Annotated in this window: 16 protein-coding genes and 1 riboswitch; of the genes, 6 read left to right on the top strand and 10 right to left on the bottom strand. The window is 39.6% G+C overall.

The features are described 5' to 3' along the window. Positions 1-267: 267 nt before the first annotated feature. A complete protein-coding gene (murI, locus tag ABN256_RS14245) occupies positions 268-1,134 on the bottom strand; it encodes a glutamate racemase (RefSeq protein ID WP_349439620.1) in 867 nt (288 codons plus the stop codon). Beyond that, a complete protein-coding gene (btuB, locus tag ABN256_RS14240) occupies positions 1,079-2,953 on the bottom strand; it encodes a TonB-dependent vitamin B12 receptor BtuB (RefSeq protein ID WP_197269677.1) in 1,875 nt (624 codons plus the stop codon). Before btuB ends, murI begins: the two co-directional genes overlap by 56 nt. A gap of 69 nt (positions 2,954-3,022) precedes the next feature. After that, positions 3,023-3,229: riboswitch (cobalamin riboswitch) on the bottom strand. A 112-nt stretch (positions 3,230-3,341) separates the two neighbouring features. Between btuB and trmA the strand changes: the two genes are divergently transcribed. Next, positions 3,342-4,439 carry a tRNA (uridine(54)-C5)-methyltransferase TrmA gene (trmA, locus tag ABN256_RS14235; RefSeq protein WP_196554590.1) on the top strand — a complete coding sequence of 366 codons (1,098 nt, stop codon included), beginning with the start codon at positions 3,342-3,344 and terminating at the stop codon, positions 4,437-4,439. A gap of 123 nt (positions 4,440-4,562) precedes the next feature. Here trmA and ABN256_RS14230 read toward each other — a convergent pair whose 3' ends face one another. Together ABN256_RS14230 and fabR are read right to left on the bottom strand one after the other, a co-directional pair. Beyond that, positions 4,563-4,964: a YijD family membrane protein gene (locus ABN256_RS14230; RefSeq protein WP_072070604.1), complete on the bottom strand. Its 402-nt coding sequence runs from the start codon at positions 4,962-4,964 to the stop codon at positions 4,563-4,565. Continuing rightward, complete coding sequence (fabR, locus tag ABN256_RS14225) at positions 4,964-5,650, bottom strand: HTH-type transcriptional repressor FabR (RefSeq protein ID WP_072070605.1); 687 nt, start codon at positions 5,648-5,650, stop codon at positions 4,964-4,966. The genes ABN256_RS14230 and fabR overlap by 1 nt, the downstream gene beginning before the upstream one ends. Before the next feature lie 199 nt (positions 5,651-5,849). Here fabR and sthA point away from each other — a divergent pair, with 199 nt between their 5' ends. After that, complete coding sequence (sthA, locus tag ABN256_RS14220; RefSeq protein ID WP_196554591.1) at positions 5,850-7,247, top strand: Si-specific NAD(P)(+) transhydrogenase; 1,398 nt, start codon at positions 5,850-5,852, stop codon at positions 7,245-7,247. Here sthA and oxyR read toward each other — a convergent pair. The 5 genes from oxyR to argC all read right to left on the bottom strand — a co-directional run bounded on the left by oxyR (position 7,239) and on the right by argC (position 12,948). Next, positions 7,239-8,156: a DNA-binding transcriptional regulator OxyR gene (oxyR, locus tag ABN256_RS14215; protein ID WP_072070607.1), complete on the bottom strand. Its 918-nt coding sequence runs from the start codon at positions 8,154-8,156 to the stop codon at positions 7,239-7,241. The genes sthA and oxyR overlap by 9 nt on opposite strands. 249 nt (positions 8,157-8,405) lie before the next feature. Continuing rightward, positions 8,406-9,788, bottom strand: a complete 1,383-nt coding sequence (argH, locus tag ABN256_RS14210; protein ID WP_197269678.1) for an argininosuccinate lyase — start codon at positions 9,786-9,788, stop codon at positions 8,406-8,408. A gap of 77 nt (positions 9,789-9,865) precedes the next feature. Then, positions 9,866-11,074 carry an argininosuccinate synthase gene (locus ABN256_RS14205; RefSeq protein ID WP_196554593.1) on the bottom strand — a complete coding sequence of 403 codons (1,209 nt, stop codon included), beginning with the start codon at positions 11,072-11,074 and terminating at the stop codon, positions 9,866-9,868. A 75-nt stretch (positions 11,075-11,149) separates the two neighbouring features. Next, the gene (gene argB / locus ABN256_RS14200) at positions 11,150-11,923 is read right to left on the bottom strand and encodes an acetylglutamate kinase (protein ID WP_196554594.1); all 774 of its coding nucleotides are present in this window, start codon (positions 11,921-11,923) and stop codon (positions 11,150-11,152) included. Between the two features lie 20 nt (positions 11,924-11,943). Further along, positions 11,944-12,948 carry an N-acetyl-gamma-glutamyl-phosphate reductase gene (gene argC, locus ABN256_RS14195; protein WP_196554595.1) on the bottom strand — a complete coding sequence of 335 codons (1,005 nt, stop codon included), beginning with the start codon at positions 12,946-12,948 and terminating at the stop codon, positions 11,944-11,946. 100 nt (positions 12,949-13,048) lie between these two features. Between argC and argE the strand changes: the two genes are divergently transcribed. Further along, positions 13,049-14,212 (top strand): acetylornithine deacetylase, encoded by a 1,164-nt coding sequence (argE, locus tag ABN256_RS14190; protein WP_197269679.1) that lies wholly within the window; start codon positions 13,049-13,051, stop codon positions 14,210-14,212. Positions 14,213-14,299: 87 nt separating this feature from the next. On the opposite strand, the gene poxB is transcribed toward argE, so the two are convergent. Next, positions 14,300-16,024, bottom strand: coding sequence for a ubiquinone-dependent pyruvate dehydrogenase (gene poxB, locus ABN256_RS14185; RefSeq protein WP_340894632.1), 1,725 nt, complete (start codon positions 16,022-16,024; stop codon positions 14,300-14,302). A 569-nt stretch (positions 16,025-16,593) separates the two neighbouring features. Between poxB and ABN256_RS14180 the strand changes: the two genes are divergently transcribed. From ABN256_RS14180 to ABN256_RS14170, 3 genes are read left to right on the top strand one after another with little or no spacing between them, the layout of a single operon-like run. After that, the gene (locus ABN256_RS14180) at positions 16,594-17,415 is read left to right on the top strand and encodes a DUF3100 domain-containing protein (RefSeq protein ID WP_023583450.1); all 822 of its coding nucleotides are present in this window, start codon (positions 16,594-16,596) and stop codon (positions 17,413-17,415) included. Next, the gene (locus ABN256_RS14175) at positions 17,412-17,861 is read left to right on the top strand and encodes a hypothetical protein (RefSeq protein ID WP_006534124.1); all 450 of its coding nucleotides are present in this window, start codon (positions 17,412-17,414) and stop codon (positions 17,859-17,861) included. The genes ABN256_RS14180 and ABN256_RS14175 overlap by 4 nt, the downstream gene beginning before the upstream one ends. Then, entirely contained in the window at positions 17,861-19,039 is a 1,179-nt protein-coding gene (locus ABN256_RS14170) for a M20 metallopeptidase family protein (RefSeq protein WP_164525835.1), read from the top strand. Before ABN256_RS14175 ends, ABN256_RS14170 begins: the two co-directional genes overlap by 1 nt. Positions 19,040-19,054: the final 15 nt, after the last annotated feature.

The following is a 19,054-nucleotide window of genomic DNA, read 5'->3' as shown; positions in this document are numbered from 1 at the left end:
TGTCTGATAATTTGTTAAAGAGCAGTGCAACATTCGCTGCCGTTTCCGGTCTTCTGCGTTGTTGCGAGGAGGCGTATTCTACATCTTCCTCATTCAGTGTCAAGCGTTTATTTTCAAGGCTTTTCACTTTTTTTCTTTGTTCTCTCGGCTAACTCACTTAGCGTGGTTTGCCGTGACAACGAGGGCGCATTATAGGGAGTTTTGTGAAGCTGGCAACACTTTTTTTGAGTTTTTTTACTGACCGTTGAATTTTCCATCAAATTGCACTTAAAGCGCCAGTTTTCTGAGCGTTCCAAAGCCAAAGCTCGCTAAAATAGGTTTTAGTAATTCGCTATTCTCATCTTCTTTTAGGCAATAAGCGAAGCTAATTTCATTTGACCCCTTAATTTTCGCTTGATTTACGACCAACCACGCAGTTCTTCGTGCAATTGCAGCACCAGAATCAATAATTCGAGTACCATCAGGTAAAACTGAAAGTAGTTCTTCTGCTAATAAAGGGAAATGCGTACAACCTAATACTACAGTATCGGGTGGCTCTTTCATTTTTAGCCAAGGTGCTAAAATCTTACGTAGCTCATCTAGAGAGACTTTTTCACCGTGCAATTTCTTTTCAGCTAATTCCACCAGATCGGCCGAACCTAAAGAGTGAACTTTGCAATCAGTTGCAAAGCGTTCTATCAGTTCATGGGTATAAGGCCGTTTAACGGTTGCTCTCGTCGCTAATAATCCAACTACACCATTACACGTTAATTTTGCAGCGGGCTTGATGGCGGGTACAACTCCCACAATAGGAATATCGGTAAACTTAGCGCGCAAAGCAGGAAGGCTTACAGTACTGGCTGTATTACAGGCAATAACAATTGCCGCAAGATCATGCTTTTCAGCAACCACACTAACGATACGAACAACACGGTCAATAATAAACTCTTGGGATTTTTCCCCATAAGGGAAAGCTTCATTATCGAAAACATAGATATAGTGAGCATCCGGTAATTTTTCACGGATCTCACGATAAACAGATAAACCGCCAACCCCTGAATCAAAAACTAATACAGTAGGGTTAGCGGTAAGTTGTGCATCAGAAGTTGTAGCTTCCTGTGAGGAAGTATTCACGCCCTGGTGTGTGATAGCCATAAGCTGTCTCATAATCTTTATCAAACAGGTTAGCTATTCTACCACGAATCGATAGATGTGATGTAATAGGATATGACGCAGTTAAGTCCCAAAGACTCACTCCACCTAAAGAAACATTCTCATACGTGCCGTAATCTTTATCCGTGCGCTGACCAATATATTGGTAAGTCACTCCCATATCGAGTTTCTCAACTTGCCAATCAAGTTGATATTTCAACTGTTGACGAGCACGACGATCAAGACGTTGGTGCGTTTCTTTATTTCTTGCATCTATATATTGGTAATTAAAGGTGTGATGGAAAATCCACGTATCCATTTCACCCGTAAATTCGACGCCTTTAATTAATGCCTTACCTATATTTTCATATGTATCGACAGGCTTAGCTGATTTATATGCGATTAAGTTCTCAATATCATTACGGTATGCCGTTACTCGCCACGCTAAAAGGCCTGTTAATCCTTCAAAGCCTCCTTCCCACTGCTTACTTTCCTCTGGTTTTAAATTTAAATTCCCTTCCAAATTCCATAACGGGTTATCCACATACAACTGATTGAGATTAGGTGCTTTAAATGCAGTACCATATCCCCCAATGACACGATAGCCCTCAACAAATTCCCAACCTAAATTCGTTTGCCAAGTGGTATGCCAACCATATTCTGAGTGATTATCAGAACGCACAGACGCTTCAGCGATAACAGTACCTAACTTTTGCTGTCCTGTGAGATATAAGCCGGTATTGTCAAAGTGTTCTTTATTAGGGAATCCGTTAGAGCCGGCTTTTATAGATTGACGTTGCCAATCTATACCGCCACCGACACTGCCATTACCTAATAAAAGGTGATTTCCCCACTGCACATTATATTGTTCAGAGTTAGTAAAACGGCTTCCTTTACCATAACGACCATAACGAGGATCATAGTCATAATCTTTGGTGTAGTTATAACTGGTATTTAAAGAAGAAGAGTAGTTATCGCGATTAAATTTCACGCCACCATCATAGGTGCGGCTGAATAGTGCTCTTGTATCCGTTAAGATATCATTATAACTGTCATAATAAGCATCATAAGCGGTACGATTATCAAAACCATAAGCACGTGCATATATAGAAACATTATCGTTAATATCGTGATTGGCCCCTAACCACAACGATTTATTCATAAAACCGTCGCGATCAGGTTGTGGATGCCCACCTGTATTCCCATTTGCTTCTACATCATAGCCTTTGGTATAGAGATAACTGCCTGCTGCCGTTAATGTCGTTCTGTCCCCGACTTTCTGTTTTATAGATCCATCATATTCTTGATAGCCATGAGAACCCATTGTGGCGTTAAGCGTTCCTCCTTCCGTTTTTCTTTCTGTGAGGATATTAATCACACCACCAATTGCATCGGAACCATAAACAGAAGAACGAGGCCCTCTTATATATTCAATTCGTTGAACAAGAGAAAGGGGAATTTGGCTAATATCGGAGCTGCCAGACACATTAGCCTGATTTAAACGCACACCATCCACTAAGATAAGTACATGTCGAGATTCAGCACCACGCACATAAATAGAGCTCATCTGCCCTATTCCACCATTTTGTCCCACATCAATACCCGGCATTCTACGTAATACATCAATCACACTATTACTCTGCCAGCGATCAATCTGTTCACGTTCAACAACGGTGATAGGCGCTAAAATAGAAGAGTTCGGCTCTTGAAAGCGGTTTGCAGTCACACTTAATGTATCGCTGTTATTAGCAAATGCACTAAAACTGCTCACCATTACACTCAAAGCTATACTTGAAATAAAGAAAACTTTTTTATTATTCATGAAAATCTGCATCCAACAGAATAAGTAGCAGGATGCCGCCAAAATTAAATAAAGCGCGTATTTAATTTAAGATGCGACAGGTCTTCGGCAGGTCTTCGGACTCTAGGTTAAATAAACAATTTTGTGTATTTAAGATAATGACTTCCCACCGCACTTATGAGTGCTTTGCAGTGTCTTTTATTATCCTTGATCCTATTACCGCTGCGCGTCAGTTCTGGCTTTGCACCAGATTCCCTTTTCACTCCTATAAAGGAGGCCGAACAGCTATGCTACGATTTCAACTTCACTGAGTCCAGAAATTGAACATGAAGAATACTGGACATCTTCATGAGGATCTCTACAATTTCGCTCGCTTAACTTTATTACTGCCAAAAAAAGGCGAGATACCATGCAGAATTCATTACCAACGCAAACATATCAGTCTCAACTGAATGAAAAAACACAACGTCTACAAACGATGATGGCTCCTTTCAATGCGCCTGAAGCAGAGGTTTTTTCATCACCAGAACAGCATTATCGTATGCGTGCGGAATTCCGTATCTGGCATGAAGAAGATTCTCTCTATCATATTATGTTTAACCAAGAGACTAAGCAGCGTATTCGTGTTGACCAATTTCCCGTTGCCAGCCAACTTATTAATAAAATGATGGTTGCCTTATTGGCAGAAATAAAAGACAAGCCAACACTCAGAAAGAAACTATTTCAAATTGATTATCTTTCTACGTTAAGTAATAAAATTATTGTCTCTTTGCTGTATCACAAGAAAATTGATGAAACTTGGCAACAAGAAGCACAAGCATTACGCCAGACCTTAATTGCTCAAGGCTTTGATGTGCAGTTAATCGGCCGTGCATATAAAACAAAAATTATGCTCGACAACGATTTTATTGATGAAGTGTTACCTGTCGCGGGTAAAGAGATGATTTATCGCCAAGTTGAAAATAGCTTCACGCAACCTAATGCTCAGGTCAATATTAAAATGTTGGAATGGGCATTAAAGGCAACAGAAAACGCGAAAGGTGATCTACTTGAATTGTATTGTGGTAATGGCAACTTTTCATTAGCGCTCGCACGTAATTTTGAGCGTGTACTGGCAACAGAAATTGCAAAACCATCTGTTCATGCGGCGCAATACAACATAGCAATGAACCACATTGATAATGTAAAAATTATTCGTATGTCTGCAGAAGATTTTACGCAAGCAATGAATGGAGTAAGAGAATTTAAACGTCTAGAAGGGATTGATTTAAAAGATTACCAATGTGAAACCATTTTTGTCGATCCACCTCGCAGTGGTTTAGATGAGAAAACTGTAGAGCTGGTTAAAACTTATCCTAGCATTTTATACATCTCTTGTAACCCAGAAACACTGTGTCAAAATTTAGAGACCCTAATAAAAACACATAAAATCAGTAAATTAGCTTTATTCGATCAATTCCCATACACCCATCATATGGAATGTGGTGTGTTATTAGAAAAAAGATAACTGTTTATTTCTCTTCTTAGAGTAAAAAATCCTTTAATAACCCGAATAAAAACAAAAACACCAGCAAGATAACTTGCTGGTGTCAAAATTTCGCTGTGTTTACAACAAAGAGATTAGTACAGACTAGTACTGTTCTGCTTGTGATGCTCTTTCAGCTTCTTCGGCCTGTAGACGTAAGCGTTGGCGCTGTTTAAATTGACGATAAATCCACAACGCAACAATAACAATACAAACAGAAGAGAAAAAGTTTGAACCCCATTCAGGATTAGCAGTTCTGGTGTAAGCGTTATAACCGAATAGGCCTAATAAAAAGAATGAAAAAATCAGCTTAGGCATACCATCGGTCATAGGCTGATTTAAATAACGCTGATATAAACAATAAACTGCCAAGATTAAACTGATTAGTGGGAAAACTGACCACGTCTCAATAAACGGATTAAAAAAACTCGAATAAGTACCATGTAAAGCGACACCAATGACTGTGGCAAGTAATAGCGTGCTTTTTTCACAGCGATTTTGTTCCATCATTTGTCTCCTTTCTGATGCGTTTTTTTCTTTATTTCTGGGTTATCTTGTAGAGGTGTTTGCGTCTCTTGCTCGCGTCGATACCAATAATAAGCACCTTTAGCAATCATACGCAGTTGTAAAACTAATCTTTCTTCTAATTGTTGACGCTTTTCAATATCAATATCCAGTGCTTCTGCGCCTGCACTAAATACAATAGTGACCATTGCTTCAGATTGCATTTCTGTAAAATAACGTGGCATATGACTTTCTTGCTCAAGGTAGTCTGCCAGTTCTGCAATAAAATGTTGGATCTCTCGTGCGACTGCGGCACGAAATTCCGCCGAAGTCCCAGAACGCTCACGTAATAATAATCGAAACGCATTAGGATTATTGCCAATGAATTCCATAAAAGTAGCTACTGATGTTCTGATAACACTGCCACCTTTCGCAATGCGTTGACGTGCTTGCCGCATCAGTTGACGTAACATCAATCCACTTTCATCAACCATTGTCAGCCCAAGTTCATCCACATCTTTAAAATGGCGATAAAATGAGGTAGGCGCAATACCGGCTTCTCTAGCTACTTCTCGTAAGCTTAAGCTGGTAAAGCTACGTTCAGCACTCAGTTGGCTAAAGGCAGCTTCAATTAAAGAGCGACGGGTTTTTTCTTTTTGTTTAGCTCTGATGCCAATATTATTACTCACAGAAATCCTGATAATCCTAATTTGGTTTATGCTCAATATATCAAACTTTGTTAAAAAAGCAGTGCGTACAATCATCTCTAAAGACACATTCTCATAAAAACTCAACAAAGTGTGACTAATGCCCTTAATGTCAATTGGGCTATTATTCATTCTAATGTTAATATAGCGTTGTCGGTTTGTATAAAACAGGTCTCTTCCTATGCAACATTCTCATTTCGATGCCATTGTTATCGGTTCAGGTCCTGGCGGTGAAGGCGCGGCCATGGGGCTTGTGAAACAAGGAAAACGCGTCGCAGTTATAGAACGTTATAACAAAGTTGGTGGTGGTTGTACGCATTGGGGCACTATTCCCTCCAAAGCCCTACGCCATGCAGTAAGTCGCATTATCGAGTTTAATCAAAACCCACTTTATAGCGACCAATCTCGTCTTATTAACTCCTCTTTTTCTCAAATACTTCGTCAAGCCAGCACCGTGATTAGTCAGCAGACTAAAATGCGTCAAGGTTTCTACGAACGTAATAACTGTACAATGTATTCGGGTGAAGCAGCATTTATTGACGAGCACAGGATCAGCGTACGTTACCCTGATGGTACTTGCGATATTCTCTCTGCTGATAGCTTTATTATTGCAACGGGCTCTCGCCCTTACTGCCCACCTGATGTCGATTTCTCTCATTCTCGTATTTATAACAGTGACACTATACTTGATTTAGAGCATGAACCTCACCATGTCATTATTTATGGCGCGGGTGTCATTGGTTGTGAATATGCCTCTATCTTTAGAGGATTAAGAGTAAAAGTAGACTTAATAAACACTCGTGATCACCTCTTGTCTTTCCTTGATCAAGAGATGTCTGATGCACTTTCTTATCACTTCTGGAATAACGGCATTGTTATTCGTCATAATGAAGAATACGAAAGCATTGAAGGCGTCGATGATGGTGTTATTGTTCACCTAAAATCAGGTAAAAAAGTCAAAGCAGATTGCCTACTCTACGCAAATGGCCGAACAGGAAATACGGATCTGCTGGGCTTAGAAAATGTGGGCATTAAAACAGATAGTCGTGGGCTCGTTTCTGTTAACGCCCATTACCAAACCAGTTGTGAACACATTTATGCCGTAGGGGATGTCATTGGTTATCCAAGTCTGGCTTCAGCTGCTTATGATCAAGGTCGTATTGCGGCTTTGGCAATCACAGCGGGAAAATCAGAAACACACTTGATTGAGGATATTCCAACTGGGATCTACACCATTCCTGAAATTAGTTCTGTAGGTAAAACAGAGCAACAACTCACTGCAATGAAAATCCCTTATGAAGTGGGCCGTTCTCAGTTTAAACATCTGGCAAGAGCACAAATAGCAGGTATGAATGTAGGGAGTTTGAAAATTCTCTTCCACCGTGAAACCAAGCAAATTTTAGGTATTCACTGCTTCGGCGAACGCGCAGCAGAAATTATTCATATTGGCCAAGCAATTATGGAACAAAAAGGTGAAGGTAATACTATCGAATATTTCGTTAATACGACCTTCAACTATCCAACAATGGCAGAAGCCTATCGTGTTGCTGCACTTAATGGTTTAAACCGCTTATTTTAATGCACTCTGTTTTTCTGCATAAAATGCGGTCATATGTTCACGGATTGTCTCTGCTAACTGTTCATAACGATTACGCAAAGGCGATCCGGGACGATAAACCAAAATAATAGAACGTGATGGATTGGGATCAGTACATTCTAGATAACAAACTCCATCACGTTTCTGCTCTTGAGGCACTGATAAATCAGGCAATAGGGTTATTCCACTACCCGCAGCGACCATATTACGTAATGTCTCTAAACTCGTTGCTCTAAAATGAGTGTCTTCTTTTGCACCCGCCTGGAAGCAAAATCCTAACGCTTGATCCCGTAAACAGTGCCCATCTTCTAGCATCAATAAACGCTGACCCGCTAAATCGCCCATTGGTACAGACTCACGTTCATGCCACGGATGTCCTTCATAAATCGCTAATTTCATTGGCTCTTCAAATAGAGGCACTTCAATAAACGGCGCACTCTCTTTAACCATTGCTAAAATTGCACAATCGAGCTTTCCGCTATCTAGTTGAGCTAATAAGCTATGAGTTTGTGCTTCATGAAGGTACATCTCTAACTTAGGATAGTTTTTATGCAATTCAGGAATAATATGAGGCAATAAATAAGGGCCGACAGTAGGAATAAGTCCAATATGTAAAGGGCCAGCCATACTTTCGCCTTGCAATGAAGCCATTTCTTGTAGCACTTTTACTTCACGTAGAACGGTTTTCGCTTGATCCACCAGCAACAAACCTTGTTGCGTAAACAGAACCTTACGGCTAGTTCGTTCAAGCAACATTACACCCAGTTCATCTTCAAGCTTACGAATTTGGCCACTTAATGTTGGTTGACTCACATGGCAAGAATCTGCCGCACGGCGAAAATGTTTATGCTCAGCTAGAGCCACCAGATATTCCAAATCACGGATATTCATTGCAGATCCCACATTTATTGCTGATAGTTAATGTCTATAGATAATATAGCAACTGATAAATTTTTCTATCAGTCGAATGTTATTCTGTCTCTCTTTTTTGATATTTTTTAATAAACAAGTCTAATTACTTTATATTCTAAAGAATTCAAGATGAACACAGATATTATCGGCAATTCAAAATAAAAAAACAGGGCAATAAATCCCCTGTTCTTATGGAATAACAGTAAGTTGTCTTAAATAAACTCTTTTTTATTTATCCATTCTTAATGTTTCTTTTGCCTTTTCTATCGCATAAGTGACCTGTTTTTGAGAAACGCCACCTTTTGCAAGACGCTTATCTAAACATGATTGAAGCGATAAAATATCGTACACATCAATCGTGATTTTATCGTTAAACATCTGTAATTCAGAAAGAGGAAGCTCTTCAATCGCTTTACCTTGCTCAATCGCACAAACAACCACTTCACCCACAATATGGTGCGCTTCACGAAATGGCACGCCTTTAGCAACAAGATAATCTGCCAGTTCAGTAGCGTTAGCATAACCTTGTTTAGCGGCTTCTTCACAGCGAGAACGACGGATCTGAATGCCATCAAGAACTAATGTTGCCATATGCAAGCAATCAGACCATGTATCAATAGCATCAAATAACCCTTCTTTATCTTCTTGCATATCTTTATTGTAAGCCAAAGGCAGGCCTTTTAAGGTCATCATCATGCCTGTTAATGCACCTTGAACACGTCCACATTTTCCACGGATAAGCTCAAGCGCATCAGGGTTTTTCTTTTGAGGCATTAATGATGAGCCTGAAGTCACTTTATCTGATAATTCAATAAAGCCTGCTTCTCCACTATTAAAGAAAATTAAATCTTCAGCAAAACGAGATAAATGTACCATCCCAATAGATGCGGAAGATAATAGCTCCAATACATGATCACGATCAGATACACTGTCTAGGCTATTATTAGTTGCACTCGCAAAACCTAACCACTCTGCTAATTGTTCACGATCGATATCATAAGCGGTACCCGCTAATGCACCGCATCCCAGTGGGCTGATATCCAAACGTTTCAAAGCATCAGCTAAACGACTTTCATCTCTAGCTAACATTTCATTGTAGGCCAAACACCAGTGTGCGAATGTTACTGGTTGAGCGCGTTGTAAATGGGTATAACCCGGCATCACCGCATTTTGATTTTGTTCTGCCGTAATGACTAAAGCCTTTTGTAATTCAACAATCGCTTGGCGAAGATGAATGACCTCTTCTTTGCACCATAATTTTAAGTCTGTTGCGACCTGATCATTACGGCTACGACCTGTATGTAATTTTTTACCTAAATCGCCAACTTTAGCAATAAGCTTACTTTCAACCCAACTATGAATATCTTCTGCATCACTTTGCAAAATTGATTGTGGATTTGCTGTTACTTCTTCTGATAATTCATTTAAAGCTTGCTCAAGTTGAGCTTGTTCATCTTGCGATAATACGCCCACTGTGACTAACGCTTTAGACCAAGCTACTGAGCCAAAGATATCCTGTTGTGCCAGTCGAAAATCAAACCGCAGTGAATCATTGAATTGTTTAAACCGTTGATCAGCTTCCTGACTAAAACGTCCACCCCAGAGTGCCATAATCGCTTCCTGTATTTATTCTGTGTAATAAAAAAGAGTGAGAGTGATGCTTATTAGCACCACTCTATTGCCTGATGTTATTTCTTGCTCAGCGCACGAATACGTGATGGCAGAGAATATAAACGGATAAAACCTTCAGCATGACTGTGATCGTAAACTTCATCTTCACCAAAGGTTGCAAATTCCTCAGAGTACAGGCTATTTTCTGATTTTTTCTGAATGGCATTCACATGGCCTTTATAAAGCTCTAAAACCACTTCGCCATTCACCTCTTTTGCCAGCGATTCAGCAGCTGCTTGTAGTGAAGCTCGGATTGGCGTAAACCAACGACCGTCATAAGCCACATACGACATTTCTAAACCAAGTTGTTGACGCCATTTAAATGCATCTCTATCAAGAACAAGTTGCTCAACACCACGCAGAGCAGCCATCATGATAGTGCCCCCTGGAGTTTCATAGCAGCCACGAGATTTCATTCCCACTAAACGGTTTTCAACAATATCAATACGTCCGATACCGTGCTTAACACCTAATGTATTTAATGTATCTAAACATTCAAAAGGTGATTGTGTTTTACCGTTTACCGCGACAACTTCACCTGCTTTCACTGTAACAGTGACTAATTCTGGTGTCTCTGGCGCTTTCTTAGGATCGACTGTCCATGCCCAACAATCTTCATTTGACGCATTCCATGGACTTTCTAACACACCACCTTCCGTTGAGATATGCCATGCGTTTTCATCACGACTATAAATTTTCTCAAGTGTAGCCGTAGTGGGAATATTACGAACTTTCAGATAATCCAGCAGTGCTTCACGAGAACGTAAATCCCATTCTCTCCAAGGTGCGACGACTTTAAGTTGCGGAGCGAGTGCCGCATAAGTGCTTTCAAAACGAACCTGATCGTTACCTTTACCTGTTGCACCATGAGCAACAGCATCAGCACCTAATTTTAATGCCAACTCAACCTGTGCTTTAGCAATAACAGGACGTGCCATTGAAGTACCTAATAAGTAGCTACCTTCATATAAAGCACCTGTTTTTAATACAGGATAAACATAGTCTTTGATAAACTCTTCACGTAAATCAACGACATAACACTCAGATGCTCCCGACGCTAACGCTTTTTGTTCTACACCAACTAAATCATCACGGCTTTGCCCAACATCTGCAACAAAAGCAACAACTTCACAGTTATCGTAATGTTCTTTTAGCCAAGGAATGATCGCCGAAGTATCTAATCCACCTGAGTACGCAAGTACAATTTTCTTAATGCCTTTAGTCATAGTGATAACCTTCAATTCCTAATTTGTTTAAATTCAGCCAACTATTAAATAGTGATAAGATTTCTAGAGTTATTTTTAAGCTAAAATACGGGTTCCTACTGCAACACCATTAAACAGTGCAGTTAGTTTTTCAGCATGGCGCCAACTGGCAATTTCAACGGGTTTACCGAGTGTTTTTGCCGCTTCTAACGCTGCATTTACTTTCACAATCATGCCGTCAGTAATAATGCCTTGGTCAATTAATGTCTGTGCTTTTTCGGCTGATATCTCTGCTATCTTTTGGCCCTTACCATCTAAAATGCCACTGACATCTGAAAGCAACACTAAATCAGCACCCAATGTTTCTGCGATAGCGGTTGCGGCTTGATCTGCATTCACATTCATCAACTCTCCCTTCTCAGTCATACCGATAGAGCTGATAATAGGTAGATAGCCCGCACCCAGTAATAAATTAAGTAAATCAGGAGAGCCGGGAGTTGCATTTCCTACATGGCCTAACTCTTCATTGATTTGAGTGACTTTCGCTAATTGTCCATCACCCAAAGAAAGTCCCACTCCATTAAGCCCAAATTGAGTTGCCCACGATAACAAGGTCTTATTGGCACTTCCGGCCAGTGCTCCTGTAATGATGTCTATCTGATCAGCGGGTGTAACACGCAGGCCTTGCTTTTTCACGACCGGTAATTGCAATTTACCCATCAATTCATCCACCAAACAGCCACCACCATGTACGATGACCAAAGGGCGAGAGTGTGTTGAACGATATTGTTGTAATGCTGTGAAAAAGCGTGTTAGCGCTTCTTCGTTATCAAGGAGTACACCACCCAGTTTGATAATTAATGGTTCCATGAAACTTCCCTACTCATTATTTAAATAAGTGATTCGGTTTCAGCGAAACCAAACCGAATATTCATACATTGCACCGCCTGCGCTGCGGCCCCTTTTAACAAGTTATCTTCAACACCCACCACAATCAGATGTTCACCTTGTTGAGCAAACCCGATATCACAAAATGCAGTTCCTACCACGGCTTTTAATGCAGGTAATCCTTTGTCGTAAACACGCACCAATGGCTTGTCTTGATACGCTTCATCAAAGACTTGTCTTACATCCTCTTGTGTCACACCCACTTTTAACTTACAAGTGATAGTGGCTAAGATCCCTCTGGCAAAATTACCCAGATGAGGTGTAAAAATGACATCAATACCCAGATGTGTTGCAATTTCAGGTTGATGGCGGTGTGTAAACACACCATAAGGCTGCAAGCTCACTTCACAAAAACTGCTAGTTAAAGAGGCTTTTCTGCCAGCACCACTCACACCGCTGGTGGCATTAATGACTGGCCATTGCGCAGTATCTAACAGCCTCGCTTCCACAAGCGGTTTTAGAGACAACTGAGATACTGTTGGATAACAGCCCGGCACAGCAATTAATTGCGCCTGACTGATAACGTCAGCATTCCATTCAGCTAATCCATAAACTGCCTGTGATAACCAATCTATATTCTTATGCTCGAATCCATAGTATTGTTGATAAAAATGCTTGTTTTGTACTCGATAAGCACCCGATAAGTCGAACACCACACAACCTTGTTCTAAAAAAATCGGGGCAATGTCATGGCTGACTTCATGGGCTGTTGCTAAAAAAACGATATCAATATTTTCAGCCGCTTTAACAACATCAACCATTGGCTCTAAAGGAAGATCCACTAAGCCACGATATTGAGGATGAAGTTCAGAAAAGCACTTTCCTGCATCTGCACTTTGAGCTGATACCATCAGTCTGCTCAAATTCACATGAGGATGCTGCTGAAGATAGGCGGCTAATTCAGCGCCAGTGTAACCACTTGCTCCTACAATCAGAGTATTTAACATGTCATTCTTACCTTGTGCTATGAACACAAACCGATTAATGTATTTTTATTCAAAAAAAGTGCATGAATATTGATACTATTATGAAGAAAGGCTGTCAACAGTGAATATTAAATTACCTACATTTATTGAGATTTATCGTCAATTAATTGCAACGCCCTCTATCAGTGCTACAGATGCTAAGAACGATCAAAGCAATGAATCGCTGATTAATTTGCTTGCTAATTGGTTGGAAACATTAGGTTTTTCAATTGAAATTCAACCTGTACCTGAAACTCGAGGAAAATTTAACCTTTTAGCAACATTGGGAACAGGGAAAGGCGGATTATTACTCTGTGGTCATACTGACACAGTGCCATTTGATGAAGGTCGTTGGACACAAGATCCTTTTACACTGACAGAAAAAGAAAATAAGTTATACGGCTTAGGCACTGCGGATATGAAAGGTTTTTTTGCTTTTATTCTTGATGCATTGCGAAATATAGACACTAAGGCGTTAACTCACCCTCTTTATATTCTCGCCACCGCAGATGAAGAAACCTCTATGGCAGGCGCACGTTATTTTGCTGCCAATACGACAATCCGCCCTGATTTTGCCATTATTGGCGAACCGACATCCCTAAAACCTATTCGTGCTCATAAAGGGCATTTATCAAATGCGATACGTATTACGGGGCAATCAGGACATTCTAGCGATCCCGAAAAAGGAGTGAATGCGATTGAGCTAATGCATGAATCCATTACTCATCTTAGTACACTGCGCGATACGCTAAAAACGCGCTATAACAACCCTGCATTTGTTATCCCTTATCCCACCATGAACTTTGGTTATATTAATGGCGGTGATGCAGCAAATAGAATTTGTGCTTGCTGCGAACTTCATATGGATATTCGCCCATTACCAGGGCTTACATTGCAAGATTTAGATGATTTACTACACGAAACATTAGCGCCCGTAAAAGCACGTTGGCCGGGTCGCTTAAATGTTGAAGCGCTACACGATCCTATTCCCGGTTATGAGTGCCCGACCGATCATAAAATGGTTGCTGTCATTGAAAAGTTATTAGGTGAGAAAGCGCAAACAGTGAACTACTGTACTGAAGCGCCATTTATTCAGGATCTCTGCCCTACCTTAGTATTAGGACCAGGTTCGATTGAACAAGCCCACCAACCTGATGAGTTTATTGATATGGCATTTATTGAGCCAACTCGTGAATTAATGGGGCAATTAATTGAAAACTTCTGTTTAACAGAGAAAGCTAAATAATAAAAAACCCTATCGGCTTATGTTGATAGGGTCTGGTTTATTTATCTACAATTTAGATTCTAAATAATCCAAGTTGCCGGTAGGCGATTAACGTAACCAATTGGTTTTAGCGAGTTGAACAATTTCATCACCTCGACCATTAATAATCGCTTTCATCATATACAAACTAAAACCTTTTGCCTGTTCAAACTTAATTTCAGGAGGCATAGAAAGCTCTTGTTTTGCAGTTACGACATCCACAATCACAGGACCATCATGTTCAAAAGCTTCTTTCAGGGCCTTATCCAGATCTTCCCCTTTTTCGACGCGAATACCTTTGATACCAGATGCATTAGCAATGGCTGCAAAATCAGGGTTATGCAAATCTGTGCCATCCGTTAAATAACCCCCCGCTTTCATCTCCATAGCCACAAAACCTAATACACTGTTATTAAAAATAACCACTTTCACTGGCAAATTCATTTGTGCTAACGAGATAAAATCACCCATTAGCATAGTAAATCCACCATCGCCACACATTGCAACAACTTGGCGTTTTCTATCTAATGCTTGTGCACCAATAGCTTGAGCCATCGCATTTGCCATAGAGCCATGATTAAACGAGCCCAGCAAACGACGTTTTCCATTCATTCCTACATAACGAGCTGCCCACACGGTTGGTGTTCCGACATCACAGGTAAAAATGGCATCATCATTTGCCAACTCACTCAGTCTACGTGCTAGATATTGTGGATGAATAAGTTCTCGTTCACTTGGTTGTGCAAGTGCATCCAAATCTTGTCGTGCTTTCGAGTAATGTTTCAAGGAAGCATCAAGGTGAGAGGTATCTGTTTTCTCTTTTAAACGAGGCTGTATAGCATTTAGCGTTGCTTTAATATCACCAATCATTGCCATATCGACATGACAATGTGAACCGAGACTACTTGGATTAATATCGATTTGAATAATATTGGCTTTTGATGGATAAAACGCGCGATAAGGAAATTGTGTTCCTAATAGCACCAACGTATCCGCATTTTCCATCGCATGATAACCTGATGAAAAACCAATTAACCCAGTCATTCCTACACTGTACGGATTTTTCCACTCAATGTGCTCTTTGCCTCGCAATGCATGTACAACAGGTGCTTTTAAAGTTTGAGCTAATTTAATCACTTCATCGTGTGCCTGAGCGCAGCCTGCACCACACATTAAGGTAATATTTTTTGCGTTATTCAGTGCATCAGATAATTTTTCGATTTCAAAGCGATTAGGCATAATCAGTGGGAACTGCAACGGATACCAATTTTCAGGCGCATCTTCTGGAGCGGGTTTTAGTGCGACATCACCCGGTAAAACCACAACCGCCACCCCTTTTTTCAAAATCGCGGTTCGCATAGCGATAGCGAGAACTTGCGGGATCTGCTCTGGGTTTGAAACTAATTCACAATAATGACTGCATTCACGGAAAAGCTCTTGAGGATGAGTCTCCTGAAAATAATTGCTACCAATTTCAGCAGAAGGAATATGGGCAGCAATGGCTAACACTGGTACATGATTACGATGGCAATCAAAAAGCCCATTGATAAGATGTAAATTTCCCGGCCCACAAGAGCCAGCACAAACCGCCAATTCGCCATTGACTGCGGCTTCGGCACCTGCAGCAAATGCGGCCACTTCTTCATGGCGAGTTCCCATCCACTCAATTGTTCCCATTTTTCGCAAGCTATCACTTAATCCATTGAGTGAATCACCTGTCACGCCCCAAATACGTTTTACACCTGCATTATGGAGTACTTTAGCAATATAAGTTGCAACTGTTTGCTTACTCATGGTGATCTCTTTCCTCAGTTTTGGGTAAATTATATCTCTGCGCGCTAAGCCTATTTCCTTGTGTTCTTCGATTTCTTTCCCTTACCTGCTTACAGAGAAATTTATTTTACTAACTCAAATATAAAGAATAACACCTATCACTATAATGTCACTGTCGTGATAAAGTAAGTCTCGGTAAAAAATGTAAAAATAAAATATCACTTACAAATACATTCATTAAATTTATAACAATCGCATTAAATAAGAATATATCTCATTAATAACGTATTATTATTTAATAAATAATGGACAAACATTGTTTATAGGATTATTTTAATAATTAAAATAATTTTTAATTATGGTTTTTCACATCACATTTTTATTAACAATTAAGCTGACTCATTTCAGCCTTACTCACTGTCTTTATTAAAAAATTTAACTTTTTTCTATTTGTTAATAAATTTATCACCATTGTATTATTTCATGCCCCATGAAAAAGAGGTATGAAGTAAACATGACATTGGTCACGCTACCTTTTGCTTTTTGTCCTCTAGAATAAAGCCTGATTATTTTTCAACGGAGATTAACGGATGGACAAAAGTAGAAGTCCGATAAAGGTTTTCTTTATTAGTATTCTGGCAGTCCTTTTCTTAATTTTTATTTCACAATACGTGATTGGTAAAAAAGAAATTAAGATTGGCATTGCAGTAATACCTATTCTACCAATGCTCTTTGCTGTCATTATTGGTATGTGTATATCTGCTGGATTTACCCGTAAAAAAATTAAAGTATGGGGTAAATTATTTACAGAAAAAGAAGAAGGCTTCTGCGGTAAAATGGTAGGTTTTAGCCTACTTATTTTAGGTACTCAATATGCAGGGATGATTGTTCCTAATATTAAAATGATTTTAAGTGTCGGCATTCCTTTATTTGTTCAGGAACTCGGAAACTTATTACCAGTATTAATTGCAGTTCCATTAGCGATTAAATTTGGATTTGGTCGTCGTGCAATTGGTGCTTGTTCATCTATTAGCCGTGAACCTTCTATTGCTGTTATTCAAGGTAAGTTTGGTACAGGCTCGCAAGAATATATTGGTGTATTAGCCATTTATTTATGTGGTTCTGTTATTGGTACTTTGTGGTTTAGTGTATTAGGTAGTATTGCTCCATTAACAGGGTTACACCCACTTGCGCTTGCCGCAGGCTCTGGCGTGGGATCTGGTTCAATGTTAAGTGCTGCATCAGGTGCATTAATTAATGGTCTTGATGAAGCTTTAGCACAGCAAGTATTAAGTGTTGCTGCTGCATCTAACTTATTATCATCAGCACTTGGCGCACTGTCATTAACCTATTTAGGTTTACCTCTTTCAGAAAAAATTTATAAAATTTTCACCAGAGGCAAAACTGCATGAAAAATATAATTATTGATATGAAATTTGTATTCGTTGCTATTTTACTGGCAATGTTTACTCAGACGTTAACATCAGGGATCGCTCTTTATGCAATGTGGGATAGCTTTATTGCTATGTCATTAGTGGTATTTATTTCACTCGTTGCAAAACATTATTTACCTTCATCTTTACCAACATTTGCTTATGCAACAATTATCGGAATACTTATTTGTTTACCCGAAACACCAGTGAGAGATTTCTTTATTAGTTCGATTGGTAAAGTCTCTTTCTTATCTTGTTGTGTACCTTTATTAGCATTTGCTGGTTTATCTGTTGGTGGTCAATTAGAAGAACTTAAGAAAATGTCATGGAAAGTTATTCTTATTTTCATGATTGTTTCAACATGTTGTTTCTTTGGAGCATCAATCGTCGCGCAAATTGGATTTACTATCCAGGGAGTTATCTAATGAATAATATTTATAATGTCAGTGAAAAACTCTTTCAATTAAATGACTTTAGTAAAAAAACACGACAAGACTTGCACAAAATACCTGAGTTATCAGGTGAAGAATATAAGACATCAAAGTATTGTCGTGAATTAATGGAAAGTTTTGGTTATCAAATTAAAACTTTTGATGGATATACCGGCTTTACTGCTGACTTAATTGTTAATGCTGAATTTCCATTAATTGCCATCCGTGCTGATATGGACGGATTAGAAATGCCAGACTTAACCAATAATGAACATAGCTCAATTCACCAAGGTTGTGCGCATAACTGTGGTCACGATACTCATATGACCATGGCATTAACCAGTGCAAAATATCTTGCCGAAAATAAAGAAGAGATGAGCGCGAACGTCCGCTTTATTTTCCAAATGGCTGAAGAAGATATGCGTGTTCCTGGTGCTGAAAAAATGGTTGAAATGGGTTGCATGGAAGGCGTTGATGAAACCTACGCACTTCATAATGATGCAGCTATTGAAACGGGTTGTGTACGCTTTAATGATGGCGTGATGTCATCTTATGGCTCAGCATGGACATTAGATGTTTATGGCGTTTCTGCTCATGGTTCAACACCACACAAAGGTTTAGATGCCATTCGCGAAGCGACTCGCCTAATTGATTATATGGATTATGTTGTTGCGAAAAAAACAGATCCATTTAGCCCAGCAGTCTTTGGTTGTGGCATGATCAATGGGGGAACTATCCCTAACGCATTAGCTGACCACGTTCAAGCTCGCGGTACTATCCGTTCTATGGATGAAAATACCGACCAAGTACTGAAAGCTAGTTTTGATGAAATTGTGGCTCGTAGTACGGCTGGTGGATTTAAAACTACATTAAGCTATAGCGGATACCCTGCTGTTGTGAATCATCCAACTGCACATCAGCGTTTATTAGATGCAATGCGTAAATTCTTACCTGAAGAGAATATTGAATCAAACGGTAAGCCAATGACAGGCAGTGAAGACTTTAGCTATATGGTTAATGCGACTAAAGGCAAAGTCGGAGCCATGTTCTTCTTAGGAAGTGGTAACCAAGCGAAAGGAATTAATAATTACCTTCACGCTAATCCTTATTTTGTCGATGATGATTGTTTATTAGTTGGCGCTCAGATCTTTGTTAACATTCTGACTCGCTAATCTTTTATTATTCTG

Origin of the sequence: Proteus sp. fly-1008 (assembly GCF_040140305.1) — a bacterium.
Lineage (GTDB): Bacteria > Pseudomonadota > Gammaproteobacteria > Enterobacterales > Enterobacteriaceae > Proteus > Proteus vulgaris_B.
Note: the sequence above shows the minus strand (reverse complement) of the source record. Positions and strands in the feature narration are given on the sequence as shown.

What these genes read in the sequence shown, in the direction of transcription:
- ABN256_RS14175 (WP_006534124.1), top strand. Translation starts at nt 17,412, where the DNA reads ATGAAAAATATAATTATTGATATGAAATTTGTATTCGTTGCTATTTTA.
- trmA (WP_196554590.1), top strand. Translation starts at nt 3,342, where the DNA reads ATGCAGAATTCATTACCAACGCAAACATATCAGTCTCAACTGAATGAA.
- argB (WP_196554594.1), bottom strand. Translation starts at nt 11,923, where the DNA reads ATGGAACCATTAATTATCAAACTGGGTGGTGTACTCCTTGATAACGAA.
- poxB (WP_340894632.1), bottom strand. Translation starts at nt 16,024, where the DNA reads ATGAGTAAGCAAACAGTTGCAACTTATATTGCTAAAGTACTCCATAAT.
- murI (WP_349439620.1), bottom strand. Translation starts at nt 1,134, where the DNA reads ATGGCTATCACACACCAGGGCGTGAATACTTCCTCACAGGAAGCTACA.
- sthA (WP_196554591.1), top strand. Translation starts at nt 5,850, where the DNA reads ATGCAACATTCTCATTTCGATGCCATTGTTATCGGTTCAGGTCCTGGC.
- ABN256_RS14230 (WP_072070604.1), bottom strand. Translation starts at nt 4,964, where the DNA reads ATGGAACAAAATCGCTGTGAAAAAAGCACGCTATTACTTGCCACAGTC.
- ABN256_RS14205 (WP_196554593.1), bottom strand. Translation starts at nt 11,074, where the DNA reads ATGACTAAAGGCATTAAGAAAATTGTACTTGCGTACTCAGGTGGATTA.
- ABN256_RS14170 (WP_164525835.1), top strand. Translation starts at nt 17,861, where the DNA reads ATGAATAATATTTATAATGTCAGTGAAAAACTCTTTCAATTAAATGAC.
- ABN256_RS14180 (WP_023583450.1), top strand. Translation starts at nt 16,594, where the DNA reads ATGGACAAAAGTAGAAGTCCGATAAAGGTTTTCTTTATTAGTATTCTG.
- btuB (WP_197269677.1), bottom strand. Translation starts at nt 2,953, where the DNA reads ATGAATAATAAAAAAGTTTTCTTTATTTCAAGTATAGCTTTGAGTGTA.
- oxyR (WP_072070607.1), bottom strand. Translation starts at nt 8,156, where the DNA reads ATGAATATCCGTGATTTGGAATATCTGGTGGCTCTAGCTGAGCATAAA.
- argC (WP_196554595.1), bottom strand. Translation starts at nt 12,948, where the DNA reads ATGTTAAATACTCTGATTGTAGGAGCAAGTGGTTACACTGGCGCTGAA.
- argH (WP_197269678.1), bottom strand. Translation starts at nt 9,788, where the DNA reads ATGGCACTCTGGGGTGGACGTTTTAGTCAGGAAGCTGATCAACGGTTT.